This is a genomic window from Ramlibacter sp. (assembly GCF_035548915.1).
Taxonomy (GTDB): Bacteria; Pseudomonadota; Gammaproteobacteria; order Burkholderiales; family Burkholderiaceae_C; genus Ramlibacter.
Genome location: NZ_DASZSE010000039.1, coordinates 373,023 through 393,282 on the forward strand (window position 1 = coordinate 373,023; position 20,260 = coordinate 393,282).

The 20,260-nt window shown below is 69.0% G+C and carries 15 protein-coding genes; 10 read left to right on the forward strand and 5 right to left on the reverse strand.

Annotation, left to right across the window (positions count from 1 at the left end; all coding sequences use genetic code 11):
• Nucleotides 1-4: 4 nt before the first annotated feature.
• Complete coding sequence (locus tag VHA82_RS15935) at nucleotides 5-1,288, forward strand: DUF3422 domain-containing protein (protein ID WP_325545435.1); 1,284 nt, start codon at nucleotides 5-7, stop codon at nucleotides 1,286-1,288.
• The gene (locus tag VHA82_RS15940; RefSeq protein ID WP_325545437.1) at nucleotides 1,285-2,199 is read left to right on the forward strand and encodes a DMT family transporter; all 915 of its coding nucleotides are present in this window, start codon (nucleotides 1,285-1,287) and stop codon (nucleotides 2,197-2,199) included. Before VHA82_RS15935 ends, VHA82_RS15940 begins: the two co-directional genes overlap by 4 nt.
• On the opposite strand, the gene VHA82_RS15945 is transcribed toward VHA82_RS15940, so the two are convergent.
• From VHA82_RS15945 to ppc, 4 genes are all read right to left on the reverse strand, one after another.
• Nucleotides 2,171-4,630, reverse strand: a complete 2,460-nt coding sequence (locus tag VHA82_RS15945) for a serine/threonine-protein kinase (RefSeq protein ID WP_325545439.1) — start codon at nucleotides 4,628-4,630, stop codon at nucleotides 2,171-2,173. The two genes, VHA82_RS15940 and VHA82_RS15945, sit on opposite strands and share 29 nt — an antisense overlap.
• Nucleotides 4,631-4,675: 45 nt before the next feature.
• Nucleotides 4,676-5,542 (reverse strand): hypothetical protein, encoded by an 867-nt coding sequence (locus VHA82_RS15950; protein WP_325545441.1) that lies wholly within the window; start codon nucleotides 5,540-5,542, stop codon nucleotides 4,676-4,678.
• A gap of 42 nt (nucleotides 5,543-5,584) precedes the next feature.
• Entirely contained in the window at nucleotides 5,585-6,238 is a 654-nt protein-coding gene (locus VHA82_RS15955; protein ID WP_325545443.1) for a hypothetical protein, read from the reverse strand.
• 224 nt (nucleotides 6,239-6,462) lie between these two features.
• Nucleotides 6,463-9,255 (reverse strand): phosphoenolpyruvate carboxylase, encoded by a 2,793-nt coding sequence (gene ppc, locus VHA82_RS15960; RefSeq protein ID WP_325545445.1) that lies wholly within the window; start codon nucleotides 9,253-9,255, stop codon nucleotides 6,463-6,465.
• Between the two features lie 57 nt (nucleotides 9,256-9,312).
• On the opposite strand from ppc, the gene hemC reads away from it, so the two are divergent.
• The 4 genes from hemC to VHA82_RS15980 are packed head-to-tail and all read left to right on the forward strand — an operon-like array spanning nucleotide 9,313 to nucleotide 13,369.
• On the forward strand, nucleotides 9,313-10,230 hold the full coding sequence (gene hemC / locus VHA82_RS15965; RefSeq protein WP_325545447.1) for a hydroxymethylbilane synthase: 918 nt from the start codon (nucleotides 9,313-9,315) through the stop codon (nucleotides 10,228-10,230).
• Nucleotides 10,231-10,247: 17 nt separating this feature from the next.
• On the forward strand, nucleotides 10,248-11,009 hold the full coding sequence (locus VHA82_RS15970; protein ID WP_325545449.1) for a uroporphyrinogen-III synthase: 762 nt from the start codon (nucleotides 10,248-10,250) through the stop codon (nucleotides 11,007-11,009).
• Nucleotides 11,006-12,109 carry a uroporphyrinogen-III C-methyltransferase gene (locus VHA82_RS15975; RefSeq protein ID WP_414708659.1) on the forward strand — a complete coding sequence of 368 codons (1,104 nt, stop codon included), beginning with the start codon at nucleotides 11,006-11,008 and terminating at the stop codon, nucleotides 12,107-12,109. The genes VHA82_RS15970 and VHA82_RS15975 overlap by 4 nt, the downstream gene beginning before the upstream one ends.
• A 6-nt stretch (nucleotides 12,110-12,115) precedes the next feature.
• Nucleotides 12,116-13,369 carry a heme biosynthesis HemY N-terminal domain-containing protein gene (locus VHA82_RS15980; protein WP_325545453.1) on the forward strand — a complete coding sequence of 418 codons (1,254 nt, stop codon included), beginning with the start codon at nucleotides 12,116-12,118 and terminating at the stop codon, nucleotides 13,367-13,369.
• A 56-nt stretch (nucleotides 13,370-13,425) separates the two neighbouring features.
• Here VHA82_RS15980 and VHA82_RS15985 read toward each other — a convergent pair whose 3' ends face one another.
• Nucleotides 13,426-16,479 (reverse strand): Rne/Rng family ribonuclease, encoded by a 3,054-nt coding sequence (locus tag VHA82_RS15985; RefSeq protein ID WP_325545454.1) that lies wholly within the window; start codon nucleotides 16,477-16,479, stop codon nucleotides 13,426-13,428.
• Nucleotides 16,480-16,972: 493 nt separating this feature from the next.
• Between VHA82_RS15985 and VHA82_RS15990 the strand changes: the two genes are divergently transcribed.
• From VHA82_RS15990 to VHA82_RS16005, 4 genes are all read left to right on the forward strand, one after another.
• The gene (locus tag VHA82_RS15990; RefSeq protein WP_414708660.1) at nucleotides 16,973-17,983 is read left to right on the forward strand and encodes an RluA family pseudouridine synthase; all 1,011 of its coding nucleotides are present in this window, start codon (nucleotides 16,973-16,975) and stop codon (nucleotides 17,981-17,983) included.
• Complete coding sequence (locus VHA82_RS15995; RefSeq protein WP_325545456.1) at nucleotides 17,964-18,632, forward strand: HAD-IA family hydrolase; 669 nt, start codon at nucleotides 17,964-17,966, stop codon at nucleotides 18,630-18,632. The genes VHA82_RS15990 and VHA82_RS15995 overlap by 20 nt, the downstream gene beginning before the upstream one ends.
• Before the next feature lie 5 nt (nucleotides 18,633-18,637).
• On the forward strand, nucleotides 18,638-19,009 hold the full coding sequence (locus tag VHA82_RS16000; protein ID WP_325545458.1) for a Rieske (2Fe-2S) protein: 372 nt from the start codon (nucleotides 18,638-18,640) through the stop codon (nucleotides 19,007-19,009).
• Nucleotides 19,010-19,152: 143 nt separating this feature from the next.
• Nucleotides 19,153-20,202 carry a S49 family peptidase gene (locus VHA82_RS16005; RefSeq protein ID WP_325545460.1) on the forward strand — a complete coding sequence of 350 codons (1,050 nt, stop codon included), beginning with the start codon at nucleotides 19,153-19,155 and terminating at the stop codon, nucleotides 20,200-20,202.
• The last annotated feature ends 58 nt before the right edge of the window (nucleotides 20,203-20,260 follow it).

Sequence of the window (20,260 nt, forward strand, 5' to 3'; positions counted from 1 at the left end):
CGCGATGATCACCACTCCCGTCCATCCCCAGAGGGTGGCGCTGCACAACGAACTCCATGCCCGCCCGCCCGATGCGATGGCCGCGCCGCTCGCCATCTCGCAGATCGTGATGCAGGCGAACCGCGAGGAGCGCGAGGCGAGCCGCGCGCACGTGGCCGCGCTGCTGCGCAACCACCATCTGCCGCAGCCCGACGCGGCGACGACCCACATCCGCATGGACGTCGGTGGGTTTCGCATCCGCTGGGAACTGCACACGGAGTTCGTGACCTGGAGTTTCGCCCGGCCCTTCGATGCCGCGAACTTCGGCGAGCGCGACCCTCTCACGGCACTGGAAGCGGTGCCGAAGGACTGGCTCGCGGCCCTTCCCGGGCAATGCCTCGCGGCGAGCCACCTCTGGGTGCTTTCCACGCAGCAGTTCGCAAGCGGCACGCTCGTGAAGCACGTGCTGAACGAGGACATGCTGATCGGCGCCACCGTCGCCGATGGCCTGGGCGAGGTGTACACCGACTTCGCGCTGCATGCCGACGGCTTCTCGCGCATGGTGCTGCTCGCGGGCAGCGTCACGCCGCGCCGGCTCGGCCGTCTCGTGCAGCAGCTGCTGGAGATCGACACCTACCGCATGGCGGCGCTGCTCGGCCTGCCCGTCGCGCGGGAAGCGGCGAGCGTGCTCGCCTATGCCGAACGCGAGCTCGCCGCGCTCGCCGAATCGATCCGCGCCGCCGGCCGCGACGAAGAGCCGCAACTGCTGGACCGCCTCACCCGCCTCGCGGGCCAGGTCGAAAGCGAATATGCCGCCACGCACTCGCGGTTTTCGGCGAGCGCGGCCTACTTCGAGCTCGTGGACCGCCGCATCGCGGACATCGGCGAATCGCGCCTGGCGGGATTGCAGACGATCGGCGAGTTCATCACCCGGCGTCTGTCGCCCGCGCGCGCCACCTGTGCCTGGGCGGTGCGCCGGCAGGATGCGCTTTCCGAACGCGTCTCGCGCATCAGCAACCTGCTGCGCACGCGCGTGGAGATCGAACAGCAGCAAAGCAGCCAGGCCCTGCTCGCGGCCATGAACCGCCGCCAGGGGCTGCAGCTGAAACTGCAGGCGACCGTCGAAGGTCTCTCGGTCGCTGCGATCACCTACTACATCGTGGGCCTCGTCAGCTATCTCGCCAAGGGAGCGCATGCGATCGGGTGGCCGTTCAGCGCGGAGGCGAGCGCGGCGTGCGCGATTCCCGTCGTCGCGTTCGGGGTGTGGTGGTCGCTGCGGGGACTGCATGCCAGGGTGATGCGCGCTTGACGGCAGCCTCCGCGCAGGAAAGGAGCCGCGCCGGCGGCCTGGCTTTCGCGATCTGCGGCGCCATCGCGTTTTCCGGCAAGGCGATCATCGTGAAGCTGGCCTACCGGTACGGCACGGACGCGGTCACGCTCATCATGCTGCGGATGCTCTTTGCGCTGCCGCTCTTCGCGGCGATGGCGTGGTGGGCGAGCCGCGGCCAGGCACGGCTTGCCATGCGCGACTGGGCGGGCGCCATCGGCCTGGGCGTGATCGGCTACTACCTGTCGAGCTTTCTCGATTTTCTCGGGCTGCGCTACGTCACGGCTTCGCTCGAACGGCTGATCATGTACGTGACGCCCACGCTCGTGCTGCTGCTCGGCTGGCTCTTGCACGGCAAGCGCTGGCAGCGCCGTCACGTCATCGGCATCGCGATCAGCTACACGGGCGTGGTGCTCGTCTTCGGGCAGGAACTCCACGTCGAAGGCAGCAACGTCGCGCTCGGCACGTTCTTCGTGTTCGCAAGCACGATCACCTACGCCCTCTATCTGGTCTACAGCGCCCAGGTCGTGCAGCGCCTCGGCTCGATGCGGCTCGTCGGCCTGGCGACTTCGGTCGCCTGCGTGTGCGCGATCGCGCAGTATTTCGCGCTTCGAACGCCAGCCGCGCTGCTCGCCGTGCCGATGCCGGTGGTGTGGCTTTCCGTGCTGAACGCGGTGCTCTGCACAGCGGTGCCCGTGCTGCTCGTGATGATGGCGGTGGAGCGCGTCGGGCCGGCCGTTACTTCGCAAAGCGGCATGATCGGTCCGGTCTCGACGATTCTCATGGGCGTCGTGCTGCTCGGCGAGCCGTTCACCGGATGGATCGCGGCCGGGACTGCCTTCGTGATCGCCGGCATCTTCGTGTTCACGTCGTCTTCGCGGACGCGGGCGTGAACTTCCAGCCCGCCGGCGCGCCGCCTTCGAGCTTCGAGCGCATCTGCGCGTTGGCGCAGCCGGCGTCGTAGGTCACCGTCACCTCGGTGGCCGTCGCGCCGCCGAGCCCGAAGCATGCGCGGCCCATCTTCGAATTGAGCGGGCCGAGCACGGCGTCCTGCACGATGTCGGCCGCGTTGCCCGGGGGCAGCTGCAGCGCGAAACGGGCGCCTTGCGCCTGCGCGTCGAGCACTGTGCGCAGCGCGCGCAATTCGCGCAGGACCAGCGGCGCCATGCCCTCCGGCAGGCCCGTCACGGCGAGGCTCGTGCGCTGCGGCCGGTAGTTGTAGAACGAGAGGAAGAAGTTCTTCGAGAACTCGTCGCCCACGAGCCGGCCGATGGCCGCGAGCGCCTGGTCCTCGCTTGCCCAGCTCTGGCCCGCGGGCATCTTCGTATTCAGGTACACCTCTTCGCCGGTGCCGGTGTCGATCGCCTTCAGCGTCCACGACGTGATGGCCGACTTGCCGATGGTGAGCCCCGAGGCGGCGAGCTTCATCGACATCGTCTTCAGCTTGACATCGCCTTTGATCGCGAAGTCCGCCTGCTGCGCGTTGGCGGCGTTCGGATTGTCGCCATCACCCGACCACACGCGAAAGCCGAACGACTTGATGCGTTCCTTCACGACGTTCTCGGCAAGCTGCGAGCGCTCGCGCCCGATCGCCGGGCCCTCGGCGTTGCCGATGTCGATGCGAATCGAGATGCGCGGGTCGCCCTGGCGGCGGATGAAGTCGATGCGTTCTTCGCGCGAAAGCTCGTTGAGCGAGCGCTGCACGTCGCGCACGCTCACCACCGCGCGCGTGGGCATCTCGACGAAGTTGCCGTTGGTGTCCGCGGCGCCTTCCTGCACGACGCTGCGGATGAAGTGGCCCGGATCGGAGAGCAGCTTCGCTTCGATCACCTTGCGGTTCGCTTCGAGCGAATCGCCCTCGACGTACAGGGCAAGCGCCTTCTCCACGAGCTGGCGCTTCGCGGCATTGCGCGCCTCGGCCTGCGCCGCGGCGGCGTCGCCCTTGAAGCGCGCGTCCTGCGCATCGACCACGCCGAGCGCGGAAAGGATCATGGTGCCGGGTTCGGTGGGCGGCGGTGCCGCAGGGGCAGGCGCCTGCGCGACCAAGGCAGCCGCGGGCGCCGATGCGAGCGCCGTTGAAGGCGCCGTTGAAGGCGCGGCTGAAGGCGCCGGTGCAGATGCCTGCGCCTGTGAAGGCGGCGCGGTCGACGTCCTGCCGCCGAACAAAGCGTACATCCCGGCGGCCACGCCGATCACGGCGACGGCCGCGACGGCCCACACCGCCTGCATCGACTTGCGGCCGGCCGCGGCCGCGGCCACGGGCGCCGAGCCCGCCTGCGGCGCGGGGACGGGAGGCATCGGTGTCATCGCGGCTGCGGTTGCCGCCACCGGCGCGCCGGATGCCGACGGCCGCGCCTGCGCGTCGACCGCCGCGCGCAGCGCCTGCGCGAATTCCTTGCCGCTGTGGAAGCGCTGGTTCACGTTCTTCGCGAGCGCCTTGTGCACGACCGCGTCGATCTCGGGCGCGAGCGACAGGTTGATGTGCGAAGGCGGCACCGGGTCCTCGCGCATCACCTTGTACATGACGGTGGTGGTCGACTCGCCCGTGAAGGGCCGCTCGCCCGTGAGGAGCTGGTAGAGGATCACGCCGCAGGAAAAGAGGTCGCTCCTGCCGTCCACGGGGTGGCCCATGAACTGCTCGGGCGACATGTAGGCCGGCGTGCCGAGCAGCGTGCCCGTGCGCGTGAGCTGCGACTCCTCTACGTGCGCGATGCCGAAGTCGGCGATCTTGACATGCCCGAGCCTGGCACCCGCACGCTCGTCACTGCCTGTGCCGCGCTGCCCCCCGAGGGAGCCCCCGTCCGCCTGGGGCGGCCCGGCGCCGATGGGATCCAGCACAATCAGGTTGGCGGGCTTCATGTCGCGATGGACCACGCCTTGCGCGTGCGCATGATCCAGAGCGTCGAGGATCTCGCCCATGATGCGCGCGATGTCCTCGAGCCGGAAGCGCTCGCTCTTGTCGAAGAAGTCCTTCAGCTCGCGGCCCTTGATGAATTCCATCGCGATGTACGCGATGCGATCCGCGGGCTTGCCGCCGAGCGGCGGCGACAGGAGGGTGGCTTCTTCCTCGCTCAGCTCTTCGGGCGCTTCGATGCCGTAGTCGTAGATGGCGACGATGCCCTGGTGGTTCAGGCGGCCGGCGGCTTGCGCCTCGCGCTTGAAGCGCGCCATCACCGCGCCGTACTGCGCGCCTTCCAGCTGCGAGGGCAGGATGGTCTTGATGGCGACGACCCGTTCGATTTCGGGATCGAATCCTTCGTAGACGATCCCCATCGCGCCCTTGCCGAGCGTGCGGCGGATGATGTACTTGCCCAGCTTGTTCATGCGCCGCGCGCCTCCTGCCTGCGGTGCAGGCTCAGTCGTGACGTGTCACTTGTAGTTCTTGTCGATGTCCCAGACGGCGGTCTGCACGAGGCGCTGCACCATGGTGTCCAGGCCCACGCCGCCCTTGTTTTGCTGCGACACGCCGAGCACCGTCGTCGCGTTGGAGCCGACTTCCATCTTCAGTTCCTTGTAGCCCTGCGCGACTTGCTCGGTGGTGGAGGCGTCCATGATCTTGTAGCGCATGCCGATCAGCCACACGCCGGTCGACTCCTGCGTCTGCACCGAGCTCACGGCCTGCCCGGCCGCCCAGTTGTTGCGGCCGAATCCGCCGAAGCCGCCCAGGCCGGAGATGATGCTGCCCACCGCCTGGCCGTTGAAGCCCTGCTTGTTCTCGGCGATCTGCTCGGCCTTCAGGATGTCGAACTTCACGACCCATTTGGTCGTCTTCAGCTTGCCCACGCCCATCGCCTTGCGAGCCTTGTCGACGTCGCCCAGGTTGTAGGCGAGCGAGATCTCGTTGAGCAGCGGCCCGAGGTCCGAGCGCTCCAGCACCTGGAAGTTGGCCTGCGAGAGTTCGAGCTCGCCGAAGTCGGCGATGTTGTTCGGCGCGATCTTCTGCAGGAAGCTCGCGTTGCTGCTCTTGATCTCGCCGGGGATCACGACGAGCGCGGGCCCGCGCGTGGCCTTGTTCGTGTACGCGAGCTCCTGGTAGGCGGCCTGGTCCGCGGCGGCGTTGGCCTGCTGCGAGGTCGTGCTGCCCGCATTGGGCGACGGGTTGCCGAATGTCGGCTGCGCGAGCGCGGCGCCGCAGACGCCGGCGGCGAGCGCCGCGAAGGCGGCGGCGCGGACGTTGCTCCGAAGTGTGCTCCGAAGGGTGCCCCGATGTGTACCCCGAAGTGTGCTCTTCTCCATGCTGATCTCCTTGTGATTCACCTGAAAGCGGCCAGCCCGCGGCTATTTCGCGTTGCGGCAGTAGTCGCTGTACAACTGCGCGACGACTTCGTCGGCGCGCTCCTCGATGAGTTTGAGCGCCATGCCCGACACGTCGGCGCCGGCGTAGCTCGCGTGGGTCGCGCGCGCGCTCGACACTGTACGGCCCGCGGCGTCGGTGAGCGTGAAGTCGAGCGCGACGTTCACCTGGTTCACGTTGACCGTCGTGTTGCGAAACGCCTGCGTCGCGATCACGCCCTTCAGCACGTATTGCGCGGCCATGCGCTTGGAAGCCGAGAGCGCGCGATCGGGATCGTTCTTGAAGTAGGCGTCGATCTCTTCCTGCGCGATCTGGCGGCGGATCTGCTCGGCGGAATAAGTCTTCAGGCCGAGCGAGCGCAAGCGCGAATTGATCGCATCGACGTGGCGGCCGAAATTCGATTGCGGCGCCTGGATGACGCCGTTGGTCTCCTCGCCGATCAGCACGACGATCTTGCGGTCCCTGATGCGCTCGCGGCAGGGTGTGGAAAGCTGCCGGTCGATGCGGGCGTCCTTCCTCTGCTGCTCGACGGCCTGGCGTTCGTCGTCTTCGGAAGGATTCGAAAACCTGAATCCTTGCGCGTATGCACAAACCCCGAGGCAGAAACTGGCAAGGACAATGGCCGATGATCTGCGCATCGCGGAAAACGCTCGACAGTTGAGAGGAGTCATTCTCATGGATATGGGTATCGCAGGCAAGTGGGCGCTCTCGAGCTGGGCGCTCTCGAGCTCGGTCGAGGCGCCGATCGACGTGCTCGGGCTTTCCAACGGCGCGCGCGAGCTACATCACGGGGCAGAACATCCCGATCGACGGCGGCGCGTATCCGGGGACGTACTGATGGCCCCTGCGAATCGCGCAGATCTCACCCCGTGTTCCTCAACCCCGCCGCGATCCCGTTGATCGCGAGGTGAATCCCCGTGCGCGCCCGCTCGTCGGCCTTGCCTTCGCGCCAGCGGCGCACGAGCTCCACCTGCAGGTGGTGCAGCGGATCGATGTACGGAAACCGGTGCCGGATCGAACGCGCGAGCGACGGGTTGCCCTGCAGCCGCTGCTTTTCTCCGGTGATCCGTGCCAGCGCGTCCGCCGTGCGGTGCCACTCCTCCTCGATCGCGCCGAAGATGCGCTTGCGCAAGCGCGCATCGGGCAGGAGTTCGGCATAACGCGACGCGAGCGCGAGATCGCTCTTGGCAATCACCATGTCCATGTTGGACAGCAGCGTGCGGAAGAACGGCCACTGCCGGTACATCCGCTGCAGGAGCGCCAGCGCCTCGCCCTTGCCGTGGCGCTCGTCGCCCATGAACTGCTGCACGGCCGAGCCGAACCCGTACCAGCCCGGCAGCGTCACGCGGCACTGCCCCCAGCTGAAGCCCCAGGGGATCGCGCGCAGGTCCTCGATGCGCTGCGTGGACTTGCGTGACGCGGGACGCGAGCCGATGTTGAGTTCCGCGATCTCGCGAATCGGCGTGGCGGCGAAGAAGTAGTCCGTGAATCCCGGCGTGTCGTACACGAGCGCGCGGTAGGCGGCCATGCTCGAACGCGAGAGCGCCTCGGCCGCCGCCAGGAACTGTTTCGGCGCGGTCTTCGTCGGCTGCAGCAGCGTGGCTTCGAGCGTCGCCGCGACGAGCGTCTCGAGGTTGCGCCGCCCGATTTCAGGGTTGGCGTATTTCGATGCGATCACCTCGCCTTGCTCGGTGAGCCGGATCTGACCGCGCACCGTGCCGGGCGGCTGCGCGAGGATCGCCTGGTAGCTCGGTCCGCCGCCGCGGCCCACCGTGCCGCCGCGGCCGTGGAAGAGGCGCAGCTGGATGTCGTTGGAGTTCGCGAGCCGCTCGAACAGATCCGCGAGCGCGATCTCCGCGCGGTAGAGCTCCCAATTGCTCGTGAAGATGCCGCCGTCCTTGTTGCTGTCGCTGTAGCCGAGCATGATGTCCTGCTCGCCGCCGGAGCGCTGCACGAGCTTCGCGATGCCGGCAAGCGCATAGAACTCGCGCATGATCGGCGCGGCGTTGCGCAGGTCCTCGATCGTCTCGAACAGCGGCACGACGATGAGCTCGGTCGTGGCCGCATCGTCCAGCGTGCCGTGCACGAGGCCCACTTCCTTCAGCAGCAGCAGCACTTCGAGCAAGTCGCTCACGGTCTCCGTGTGGCTGATGATGTAGTGCCGGATCGACCGCGTGCCGAAGCGCTGCCGCAGCGTGAGCGCGGTCTCGAAGATCGCGAGCTCCTTGCGCGCGAGCTCGCTGTAGTCCGCGCCGATCACGCGCAGCGGCCGCGCATCGTTCAGCAGCTTCACGATGAGATCGCGGCGCGCGGCTTCGTCGAGCTTGCGGTAGTCGCGTTCGATGCGCGCTGCGGCGAGCAGCTCCGCGAGCACCGCCTCGTGCTGGTCGGAACTCTGGCGCAGGTCGACGGTGGCCAGATGAAAGCCGAACACTTCCACCGCGCGGATGAGCGGCTGCAGGCGCTGCTGCACGAGCGCTTCGCCGTGATGGGCTCGCAGCGACTCGCGAACGACCAGCAGGTCGGCCAGCAATTCCTCGGCACGCCCATACGGATTGCGCGGCGGCACCGCATGGCGCGCCGCCTCTCCGCCGGTGAGCGACTTGAGCGTGGCCGCGAGGCGCGAGTACATCCCCGTGAGCGCGCGCCGGTAGGGCTCGTCCATGCGATGTTCGCTCACGTCCGGCGACGCATCCGCGAGCGCGCGCATCTCGGGCGTCACGCCCACGAGCCGCGCCGACAGCGACAGTTCGCTGCCGAGCCAGTAAAGCTCGGTGAGGTAGTAGCGCAGTGCCACCTCGCACTGGCGGCGCAGCGCGTATTCGAGCGTGCCCGCATTCACGTTCGGGTTGCCGTCGCGGTCGCCGCCGATCCACTGGCCCATGCGCAGGAAGCTTGCCACGTGCTGGTTGCCGAGCTCGCGCTCGATCTGGCCGTAGAGCTTGGGAATCTGGCGCAGGAACGTCGCCTCGTAGTAGGAGAGCGCGGTCTCGATCTCGTCGGCGACCGTGAGCTTCGTGAACCGCAGGAGCCGCGTGTGCCACAGCTGCAGCACGCGGGCGCGAACGAGCGACTCGTTGGCCGCCAGCTCGCGCGGCGCGAGCGCGTCCTTCGGCAGTGCGCGCGACCGGATCTCGTCGCGCTCCGTGAGGAGGCGCGCGATGTCGCGTTCGGCGTCGAGGATGCTTTTTCTCTGCACTTCGGTCGGGTGCGCGGTGAGCACCGGCGAGAGATAGCTGTGCTCGAGCGTCTGCACGACCGTCTTCGCGCCGATGCCGGCCCAGCGCAGCCGCGCGAGCGCCACTTCGACGCTGCCTTCCTGCGTGTCGCCCGCGCGTTCGTGCACTTCGCGGCGTCGGATGTGATGGCGGTCCTCGGCGAGGTTCGCGAGGTGCGAGAAATACGTGAACGCGCGGATCACGCTCACCGCCTGGTCGCCCGAGAGCGATTTCAGCAGCTGCTTCAGCGCCCGGTCGGCTTCGTGGTCGGCGTCGCGCCGGAACGCCACGGAGAGCTTTCTGATGCGCTCCACCAGCTCGAACGCGTCCACGCCCTCCTGCTCGCGGATCACGTCGCCCAGGATGCGCCCGAGGAGGCGGATGTCTTCGACGAGCGGACGTTCGTTGTCCCTGGCGCGGCGCGCGGGAGGCGGCATCGGTTCGATCTCCTTCGGGGATGCGTCATGCTAGCATCGCGCCACCTCGAGGATTACATGCCGGTTACGAACCTGGAGCCGCTCGTCATCGCCACCCGCGAAAGCCGCCTCGCGCTCTGGCAGGCGGAGCATGTGAAGGCGCTGCTCGAATCGCGCGGGCACGCGGTGCGGCTCCTCGGCATGACCACGAAGGGCGACCAGATCCTCGACCGCACGCTCAGCAAGGTGGGCGGCAAGGGCCTGTTCGTGAAGGAACTCGAAGTGGCGCTCGAAGAAGGCCGCGCCGACCTCGCCGTGCATTCGCTGAAGGATGTGCCGATGGACTTGCCCGAGGGCTTCGCGCTCGCCTGCGTGATGGAGCGCGAGGACCCGCGCGACGCCTTCGTCTCCAACCGGTTCGCGGCGCTGGCCGAGCTGCCGCAGGGCGCGATCGTCGGCACGTCGAGCCTGCGGCGCCTGGTGCTGCTGCGGTCGCTGCGCCCGGATCTCAGGATCGAGCCGCTGCGCGGCAATCTCGATACGCGTCTTCGCAAGCTCGACGACGGGCAGTACGACGCCATCGTGCTCGCGGCCGCGGGCCTGCTGCGCCTTGGCCTCGCGCCGCGCATTCGCGCGATGTTCGAGCCCGAAGAGATGCTCCCCGCGGCGGGGCAGGGCGCGCTCGGCATCGAAGTGCGCGGGAACCGTCGGGACCTGCTGCAGGCGCTCGACCCGCTCGCGCATCGAACCACGTGGATGTGCGTCGCCGCCGAACGCGCCGTGAGCCGTGCGATGGGCGGCAGCTGCTCGATGCCGCTCGCAGCGCATGCCGTGTTCTCCGGCGAATACCTGCAGCTGCGCGCCGCGTGGGGCGAGCCGGAAGGCGACCCGCGACTCGTGCGCGCGCATGCGTCGGCGGCCGTCGCGGACCTCGAAGCGGCCGCCGCGCTCGGCGAGCAGGTCGCCGGGCAACTGCGCGCCGCAGGCGCTCACTGAAAAGGCGAGGGCGGCGCGTGCCGGTCATCGTCACGCGGCCGCAGGAAGAAGCGTTGCGCTGGGTGCAGCGCTTCGTGGAGCTCGGCGTCGATGCGATCGCGCTGCCGCTGATCTCGATCGCCCCGCCGCGCGATCCGCAGCCCTTGCGCGCCGCCTGGGCGAGGATGCAGGGCTTCAAGGCGGCGATGTTCGTGAGCGCCAATGCGGTGCGCCACTTCTTCGCGCAGGCGCCGTCCGGCGCGGGATTTCGCATCCGCGCGTGGGCCACGGGGCCGGGCACGTCGCACGCGTTGCGCGCGCGAGGTGTCGACGCGGCGCTGATCGACGAGCCGCGCGAAGACAGCGCGCAATTCGACTCCGAAGCGCTCTGGCGGGTCGTCGAGGGCGAGGTGCGGCGCGGCGACCGCGTGCTGGTGGTGCGCGGCGGCGACAGCGAAGGCGATCCGGCCGGCCGCGAGTGGCTGGCCGAGCGGCTCGAGGACCGGGGCTGCGAGGTGCACGTCGTGGTCGCGTATCGGCGCGTGATCTCCGAGTGGGACGAGACGAGGATCGCGCTCGCGCGCAGCGCCGCATCCGATGGGTCGCAGTGGCTTTTCAGCAGCTCCGAGGCGATCCGCCATCTGCTGCGGCTCGTGCCCGGCCAGGACTGGTCGGCCGCCCGCGCGGTCGCCACTCATCCGCGAATCGCCGAGGCGGCTCGCGGCGCGGGTTTCGGCACGGTACGCGAATGCCGGCCCGACTTCGACGAGGTGCTTCGTTCCCTACAATCGGACCGATGAGTGTCGAGCCCGGTCCGACTGGCGATGTCCGCGATTCCAGCGATTCCCGAGATGAAGCGAGATCGCTCGCCCCCGCGGCGGCCATCCCAGCGCGGCGCGATGTGACGCTCGCTCGCGGTTCGCTCATCGCGCTCATCGTGCTCGCCGGCGCCGCGCTGCTTGCGAGCACGATGCTCTGGCAGAAGCTCTCGGCGATCCAGGAGCAGCTCGCGCGGCAGAGCGCGGACGCGGGCGCGAGCGCGATCGAGGCGCGCGCGCTCGCGAAGCAGGCGCAGGAGCAGTCGCGCGACGTCGTGGCGCGCCAGGCCGTTCTCGAGACCCGCCTGAACGAAGTCGCGCTGCAGCGCAGCCAGCTCGAGGAGCTGATGCAGAGCCTGTCGCTCTCGCGCGACGAGAACCTCCTGGTCGACATCGAATCGTCGCTGCGCCTCGCGCAGCAGCAGACGCAGCTCATCGGCAGCCCCGAGCCGTTGCTGGCCGCGCTGCGCACGGCCGACCAGCGGCTTGCGCGCACGCCCCAGCCGCGGCTTGCGCGCGTGCGCGCCGCGATGGCGCGCGACATGGACCGCATCCGCGCCGCGGGCGTGACGGACGTGCCGGCCGTGCTCGCGCGGCTCGATCAGCTCGTGCGGGAGGTGGACGATCTGCCCGTGATGAACGCCGTGCCGCTGCGCCCCCCCGATGCGCCGCGCAAGCCCGTGGCCACGCCCTCGGCCGCGGCGGCGCCGACGCGCGAGCAGGTGTGGCAGCGCTGGCTCGAGACCGTGTTCGACGAGGCGCGCAGCCTCGTGCGTGTGAGCCGCATCGACCAGCCGGATGCGGCGCTGCTCGCGCCCGACCAGGCATTCTTCGTTCGCGAGAACCTGAAGCTGAAGCTCCTGAACGCGCGCCTGTCGCTGCTCGCGCGGCAGATCGAAGCGGCGAGAAGCGATGTCGCCGCGGCAAGCGGCGCGGTGCGCAAGTACTTCGACCCCGCCTCGCGGCACACGCAGGCCGCGACCTTGCAGCTGCAGCAGGTGCAGGCGCAATTGCGCGCCGCCGAGCTGCCGCGCATCGACGAGTCGCTCGCCGCGCTCGCGGCACTTTCGGGCGGAAGGTAGCGGCTCATGCGTGCGGTGCTGTGGCTGCTCGCGCTTTTCGGCATTGCGTCGGCGATCGCGCTTTTCGCCGGCAACAACCAGGGCACGGTGACCGTGTTCTGGCCGCCGTACCGCATCGACGTCTCGCTGAACCTCGCGCTGCTGATCGCGGTGGCGCTGTTCGCCTTCATTCATGCGGTGCTCGGCGCGCTCGCCGCCTTGTTCGACCTGCCGCGCCAGGCGCAGCGCTGGCGCAACCAGCAGAAGGAACGTTCGACGTATGCCTTCCTGCTCGACGGCTTCGCGCATCTCACGGCCGGCCGGTTCATCCGCGCGCGCAAGTCGGCCGAGTCGGCGATCGCGCAGGAGCAGTCGCTGAAAGACGCCGGCGTGAAGCTCGCCGGCGCCGCGCAGCTTCGCACGATCGCGCATCTGCTGGCCGCCGAGAGCGCGCAGGCGCTGCAGGATCGCGCGGCGCGCGAGGAACACCTGCGGCTCGCGCTCGAAGACGCGTCGACGCGCGAGGCGCAGGAGACGCACGAGGGCGCATTGATGCGCGCGGCGCGCTGGTCGCTGCAGGACCGCGAGCCCGAGGCCGCCCTCAAGTGGCTGAAGGACATGCCGCAAGGCGCCGCGCGCCGCACGCTCGCGCTGCGCACTCGCCTGAAGGCGTCGCGCCTCGCGGGCCTGAGCGCCGAGGCGCTCGATACCGCGCGGCTGCTCGCCAAGCATCGCGCGTTCTCCCCCGAGGCCGCGCAGAGCATCGTGCGGGGCTTGGCCATCGACCTTCTGAACGGCGCGTACGACACGGCGCAGCTCATGCGCGCGTGGCAATCGCTCGAGCCCGCCGAACGGCAAATGCCCGAAGTCGCGATCCACGCCGCGCAGCGTCTGGCCGCGCTCGGTGGCGACGCGCAGCTCGCCCGCGAGTGGCTGCTGCCGGTGTGGGAGCGCTATGCGACGCTCGGCGACAGCCTGAAGACGCGGCTTGCGCAGGCGCTGGAGGAGAGCTTCGAGTCGCTCGACGGCGTGTGGCTCGCGCGCATCGAAGCCGCGCAGCGCGCCAATCCGCGCGACGGCACGCTGCAATATCTGGCGGGAATGGCGTGCATGCACCGGCAGCTCTGGGGCAAGGCGCAGCAGCTGCTCACGCAAGCCGCGCTCGGCCTGCAGGACGCCCGCATGCACCGCAAGGCGTGGCGCGCGCTCGCGCAGCTTGCCGAGCAGCGCGGCGAGGATGCGAAAGCCGGGGAAGCCTGGAAGCGCGCGGCGAGCGACTGAAAGGCCCGCGCGGGTGGAATGCCCTTCGGGCACTCCACCGTTGCACGCCAGCTGGTCTAGAACGGAAGCGCGAGGTTGCGCAGGTCCTTGCGAGTTTCCACCAGCACCAGCGGACCTTCATCGATCACGACCATCGGAGGCCGCTCGCGCGGGACGTGCACGGGTTTCGGCTCGGCCGCGATCGCCGCCTGCGCGGCCGCGATCTTCTGCGCATCCGAGTTCACCCATTGCAGGCCCGAAACCTCCGCCACCTGCATCAGATCGCCGACAGGCAGCTCGTACGGCTGAACCTTGGGTGGCATCGCGCGCGAGGGCGCATGCACGGCTGCCGGTGCGGCTTCGGCGACATAGTTGATGCGCTCGGCGCCGGCGCCTTCGCCCGATGACCGCGCGGCAGGTTCCGCGGCTGCCTCGCGTTCGCCGCGTTCACCGCGTTCACCGCGTTCGCCGCGTTCGCCGCGCTCCCTGCGGTCGCGGCCGTAGCGGTCGCGCGAGCGGCGGTCGCGGCGCTGGTCATCGAGCGGGGGCTCGACGCCAGCCGCGTCGCCCTCGGCCGCATCCACGACCTCGGGCATGCGCTCGTCGCCGGGCCGCGGTTCGTCCGCCAGCGCCTCGGGTGCGGGGGCGCCTTCGCGCGGTGGCCGATCGCGGCGATCGCCACGTTCTGCGCGGTCGCCGCGATCACGGCGGGCCTCGCCACGATCGCCGCGGTCGCCGCGGTCACCGCGGTCACCGCGATCCGAACGTTCCCCGCGTTCCGCGCCTTCGCGACGGCCTTCTCCGCGCGGCTGCTGCCGGTCGCGCTGCTGCTCGGTGCTCTCGACGACGCCCTGCGCTTCGACCTCCACACCTTCCTGCGGTGCGCGATCCTCGCGGCGGTCGCGATCGCGCTGGCGATTGTCGCGACTTTCGCCACGCTCCGCGCGCTCGCCACGCCGGTCGCCACGGTCGCCACGGTCGCCACGGTCGCCACGTTGATCCCCGCGCTCGCCCCGGTCGCCACGTTGTTCCCCGCGCTCGCCACGTTCACGTTGCTGCCCGCCTTCCCGGCGTTGCTGCGGGTCGCGCCGCTGTTCGTCGCGCCCGCGACCTTCGCCCCGCGGCTGCTGCGCGCCATCCGCGCCTTCGGCCGCGGCGCGTTCGCGGCGCGGCTGCTGATCGCCGCGGCGTCCGTCGCGGGCGCGGCCATCACCGCGCCCCTGGTCGCGTCGACCGTCGCGGCGTCCTTCTCCGCGTCCATCCCCGCGTCCGTCTCCACGACTTTCCCCGCGACCTTCCCCGCGGCCTTCCCGCCGTTCCTCCTTGCGCGCTTCTGCCGGCTGCGCGGGCGCGGCCCCCGCTGTCGCCGGCGTCATGCCGAAGAGGTTCTTCAGCCAGGCCATGAAGCCGCTTTCGGCCGGCACCGGCGCGCTCGTCGGCTGCGCGGGCGCCTTCGCCACCGCATCCAGCGCGGGTGCCGCCACCGGCGCGGATGCGGGTTCGGGCCTCGCGACCGGCAGCGGCGCCGGCGCATCGGGCAGCACGCCCTTGATCACCGGCTCCTGGCGGTTCGCGCGCTCGTGGGAGCGCCGCGTCACCGTCGTCTGCTCCTCGAAGTCCTCGGCCATGTGGTAGCTCGCCTTCAGATTGTCCAGGCGCGGGTCGTCGTGCTTCAGGCGCTCGAGCCGGTAGTTCGGCGTCTCGAGCGTCTTGTTGGGCACCATGATCACGCTGATGCGCTGCTTCAGCTCGATCTTCGCGATTTCGGTGCGCTTCTCGTTCAGCAGGAACGAGGCGACTTCCACCGGCACCTGCACGTGCACCGCGGCCGTGCTGTCCTTCATCGACTCCTCCTGGATGATCCGCAGGATCTGCAGCGCCGAGCTTTCGGTGTCGCGGATGTGGCCATGGCCGCCGCAGCGCGGGCAGGGGATCGACGCGCCTTCGGACAGCGCGGGGCGCAGCCGCTGGCGGCTCATTTCCATCAGGCCGAACTTCGAGATCGAGCCGAATTGCACGCGCGCGCGGTCCTGCCGCAGCGCATCGCGCAGCCGGTTCTCGACTTCCCGGCGGTTCTTCGACTCCTCCATGTCGATGAAGTCGATCACGATGAGGCCGCCCAGGTCGCGCAGGCGCATCTGGCGCGCGACTTCGTCGGCGGCTTCGAGGTTCGTGCGCGTCGCGGTTTCCTCGATGTCGCCGCCCTTGATCGCGCGCGCCGAGTTCACGTCGATGGAGACCAGCGCTTCGGTGTGGTCGATCACCACGACGCCGCCCGAGGGCAGCTTCACTTCGCGCGCGTAAGCCGATTCGATCTGATGCTCGATCTGGAAGCGCGAAAAGAGCGCCGCGTCGTCGCGGTAGCGCTTCACCCTCTGCGCGTGCTCCGGCATCACGTGCGACATGAACTGCTGCGCCTGCTCGTAGATGTCGTCCGTGTCGATCAGGATGTCGCCGATGTCGCTGTTGAAGTAGTCGCGGATCGCGCGGATCACGAGCGACGACTCCTGGTAGATGAGGAACGCGCCCTTGCCCGCCTTGGCCGCGCCGTCGATCGCGTTCCAGAGTTTCAGGAGGTAGTTCAGGTCCCACTGCAGTTCGGGGGCGCTCCTGCCGATGCCGGCCGTGCGCGCGATGATGGACATGCCGCTCGGGTACTCGAGCTGGTCCATCGCTTCTTTCAGCTCGGCGCGGTCGTCGCCTTCGATGCGGCGCGAGACACCGCCGCCGCGCGGGTTGTTGGGCATGAGCACGACGTAGCGCCCGGCGAGCGAAATGAACGTCGTGAGCGCCGCGCCCTTGTTGCCGCGCTCTTCCTTTTCGACCTGCACGAGCAGTTCCTGGCCTTCGCGGATCACGTCGTTGATCCTCGCTTGCGACGGCGACATGTTGCCCTGGAAGAACTGGCGGGAGATCTCCTTGAACGGCAGGAACCCGTGGCGGTCCTCGCCGTAGTCGACGAAGCACGCTTCGAGCGACGGCTCGACGCGCGTCACGACGGCTTTGTAGATGTTGCCCTTGCGCTGTTCGCGCCCTTCGATCTCGATTTCGTAGTCGAGGAGCTTCTGCCCGTCGACGATGGCCAGCCGGCGCTCTTCGGCCTGCGTGGCGTTGATCAGCATGCGCTTCATCGCGTCACCTTCTTAAAACGACTTCCCGCCCCATGACGGGGCAACGATGCCGGCCGGACGCTTCGAAACGACGGGAATTGCCGTGGGCGCGGCGCGAGCGGCTAGCTCGTGCGGCGACGCCAGGGCACGTGGATGGTGGCGAGAAGGACAAGGCGCGGCCGCGCCGCGGGTAGCGCGGCGAGGGCAGGGCGCGTCGGGGGAAGGGCCGATGGCGCGGCGAAAGCCCGCGGGAGGCTTGCGAGCCAGTCCCAGCAGAGCATGAAAAGCGCCATCAGCACATTGTTCTCGCTTCGATCCGCTTTCCAGCGTTCGGGGCTGGAGAGCATGCAATTCCGTATCGGTGTTCCAAAGTGCCGTTCGACCCGCGCTTGACTGCGCGCGTGCACATGGCGTGCACGAGACGCGCGCGGGGGCATCGACCAACCGGCGCGGGCTTCCGTGGTGGGCCTCGACTAAACTCCGAGGCAAATCAACCACTTAGGCCGTAACGCCAGTGAAACAGATTATAGGGGGCGCGAGGCCCCCTGCAAGTCCGCGGGCCGCGCAGGTGACGGTCGGCGAGCAATCCGATGGGCAGCGGCTCGACAACTTTCTGATTCGCGAGCTGAAGGGCGTGCCCAAGACGCACGTCTACCGGATCATCCGCTCGGGCGAAGTGCGCCTGAACAAGGGCCGGGCGGCGGCCGATACCCGGGTCGCGGCCGGCGATGTCGTGCGTCTGCCGCCCGTGCGCGTTGCCGAAAGAGCCTCGCAAACGCCCGGGATGGTTGCGCCGGCACGTGAATTCCCGGTGCTGTTCGAGGACGAGCATCTCCTTGCCATCGACAAGCCGGCCGGCGTGGCCGTGCACGGCGGCAGCGGGGTGAGCTTCGGCGTCATCGAGCAGTTGCGGCGTGCGAGGCCGCAGGCGAAGTTCCTGGAACTCGTGCACCGGCTGGACCGCGAGACGTCGGGCATCCTGCTCGTGGCGAAGCGCCGCTCGGCTTTGACGAAGCTGCAGGATCAGTTCCGCGAGCGGGACATGGGCAAGACCTATCTCGCGCTGGTCCAGGGTGTGTGGCCCGCCCAGCGCAAGGTCATCGACCAGCCGTTGCACAAGTACCTCCTGGCCGACGGCGAGCGGCGGGTGAAAGTGGTCGCGAAGGACGACCCCGACGGGATGCGTGCCGTGACGCTCGTGCGTCCTTGCGCCGTCATTCCCGCGCAAGCGGCAATCCAGGGGCTTTCCGGCGGCTGCTCGCTGCTCGAAGTGACGATCAAGACCGGCCGCACCCACCAGATCCGGGTGCACGTCGCATCGCAAGGCCACCCGATCCTCGGAGACGACAAGTACGGCGACTTCGAGCTCAACCGGCTCCTTGCGAGAAATGGCCTGAAGCGCATGTTCCTTCACGCGTGGCGGTTACAGTTCAGTCATCCGGCGAGCCTCGAACGCATCGAACTCACGAGCCCCCTGCCGGCCGAATTGCAGAAATTCCTGGACCATGTCCGACCGCCCGCGTAGACGCTTCGACCTGATCGCGTTCGATTGGGACGGCACGCTCTTCGATTCCACGAAGATCATCGTGCGCTGCATCCAGAGTGCCGTGGCGGACGTGGGCGGGACGGTGCCTTCGGACAAGGACGCCGCCTACGTGATCGGCATGGGCCTCATGGAAGCCCTCGCGCATGCCGCGCCGGATGTGCCGCGCGAGCGCTATTCGCAATTGGCAGAACGCTACCGCTTCCACTATCTCGCGCACCGGGACGACCTGAGCCTCTTCGAGGGCGTGCTGCCGCTGCTCGAAGACCTGCGCGCGCGCGACCACCGGCTCGCGGTGGCCACCGGCAAGTCGCGCCGAGGGCTCGACGACGCATTGCACATGGCGCAGCTGAAGGGCGTGTTCGACGGATCGCGCACGGCCGACGAGACGGCCGGCAAGCCCGACCCGAGGATGCTGCGCGAACTGATGCGCGAATTCGCAGCCGGGCCCGAACGCACGCTGATGATCGGCGACACGACGCACGATCTGCAAATGGCGCTCAACGCGGGCTGCGCGAGCGTGGGCGTGAGCTACGGCGCGCACGAACCGTCGGAATTCCACGCGCTCGAGCCGCGCTTCATCGCGCATTCGGTGCGCGAGCTGCACGACTGGCTGCTCGCCAATGCCTGAAGGCCATGCAAGATTCGACGCCCGTGCCTCTTTGCAATTCCGCCGACCTCGTGGACGGCGGCCTCGCGGTGCCGTTCGATGTGGTCCACGGCGGCTACACCTGCCGGGCGTTCGCCGTGCGCTGGCAAGGCCGCGTGCATGCCTACCTCAATCGCTGCGCGCACGTGGCGATGGAGCTGGACTGGCAGCCGAACCGCTTCTTCGACGATAGCGGCCAGTGGCTTCTTTGCGGCACTCACGGCGCGGTCTACCGGCCCGACACCGGCGCCTGCGCGGGCGGCCCGTGCCGGGGCGGGCTCGTGAAGATCGAGGTGTCGGAGCAAGACGGCGTCGTGCACTGGCATACTGCCTTCAACCTGAAGCCGCTCGAGTTCTGAAATGAATCCCCTCCCGAAGCGCCTTCGTCGCCTCCCCCCCGAGGGCGCGCACCCGGCGGCCCGGCAAAGCCGGTTGCGCGGGTGCATCCGAACCGACCGCGCCTTTCATGAGCCGCGGGTGCTCCGCAGCATGGACAACTGAGATGGACAACAACGAATCGCCCTATCCGCAGGAGGCGCCGAAAGAAACGCCACCTCCCGAACCGCCTCGTGCGGCGAGCCCCGCGCCCGTCGCGGCCGCAGCCGCGAGCGCATCGAAGGCCTCGCCCGAGGGCTGGGAACGCGCCGCGCTCGAGAAGCTCGTGTTCGCCACGCTCGACGAGCAGCGGCGCAACCGCCGCTGGCGCATGTTCCGCAGCATGGCGTGGCTCGTGTTCTTCCTGATCCTTTTGTGGGCGATCGCCCTGCGCGGCTCGGGCACGCCGGACAAGACGTCGCCGCACACCGCCGTGATCGACGTGAAGGGCGAGATCGATTCCGAGGGCGAGGCCAGCGCGGAATTCGTCGTGGCCGCCATGCGCTCGGCCTTCGAGGACGACGGCGCGCGCGGCATCGTGCTCCTCATCAATTCGCCCGGCGGCAGCCCGGTGCAGGCGGGCATCATCAACGACGAGATCAAGCGCCTGCGCGCGAAGTACAACAAGCCGGTATACGCGGTGGTGGAGGAGTCCTGCGCGTCCGCGGCGTACTACATCGCCGCGGGCACCGACAAGATCTACGTCGACAAGGCGAGCATCGTGGGCAGCATCGGCGTCCTGCTGGACGGCTTCGGCTTCGTCGGACTCATGGACAAGCTGGGCGTCGAGCGGCGCCTCATGACGGCCGGGGAGAACAAGGGCTTCCTCGATCCGTTCAGCCCGCAGACCGAGAAGCATCGCGAGCACGCGCAGCAGATGCTCGACCAGGTCCACCAGCAGTTCATCAGCGTGGTGAAGGCCGGGCGGGGCAAGCGCCTGAAGGATTCGCCCGAACTCTTCAGCGGCCTCTTCTGGACGGGCCAGCAGGCGGTGGACATGGGTCTCGCCGACGGCCTGGGCAACCTCGACTACGTGGCGCGGGAAGTGGTGAAGGCCGAAGACGTGGTGGACTACACCCGGCACGCGAACGTGGCCGAGCGGCTGGCGAAGAAGTTCGGGACTTCGATCGGCGAAGGGGCGATCAAGGCATTGCATATGATGCCGAGCCTTCGATGAGAGCCTGGGCGCGGAGGGCCATGAAGCTCCCTCTCCCCCCGGGAGAGGGTCGGGGTGA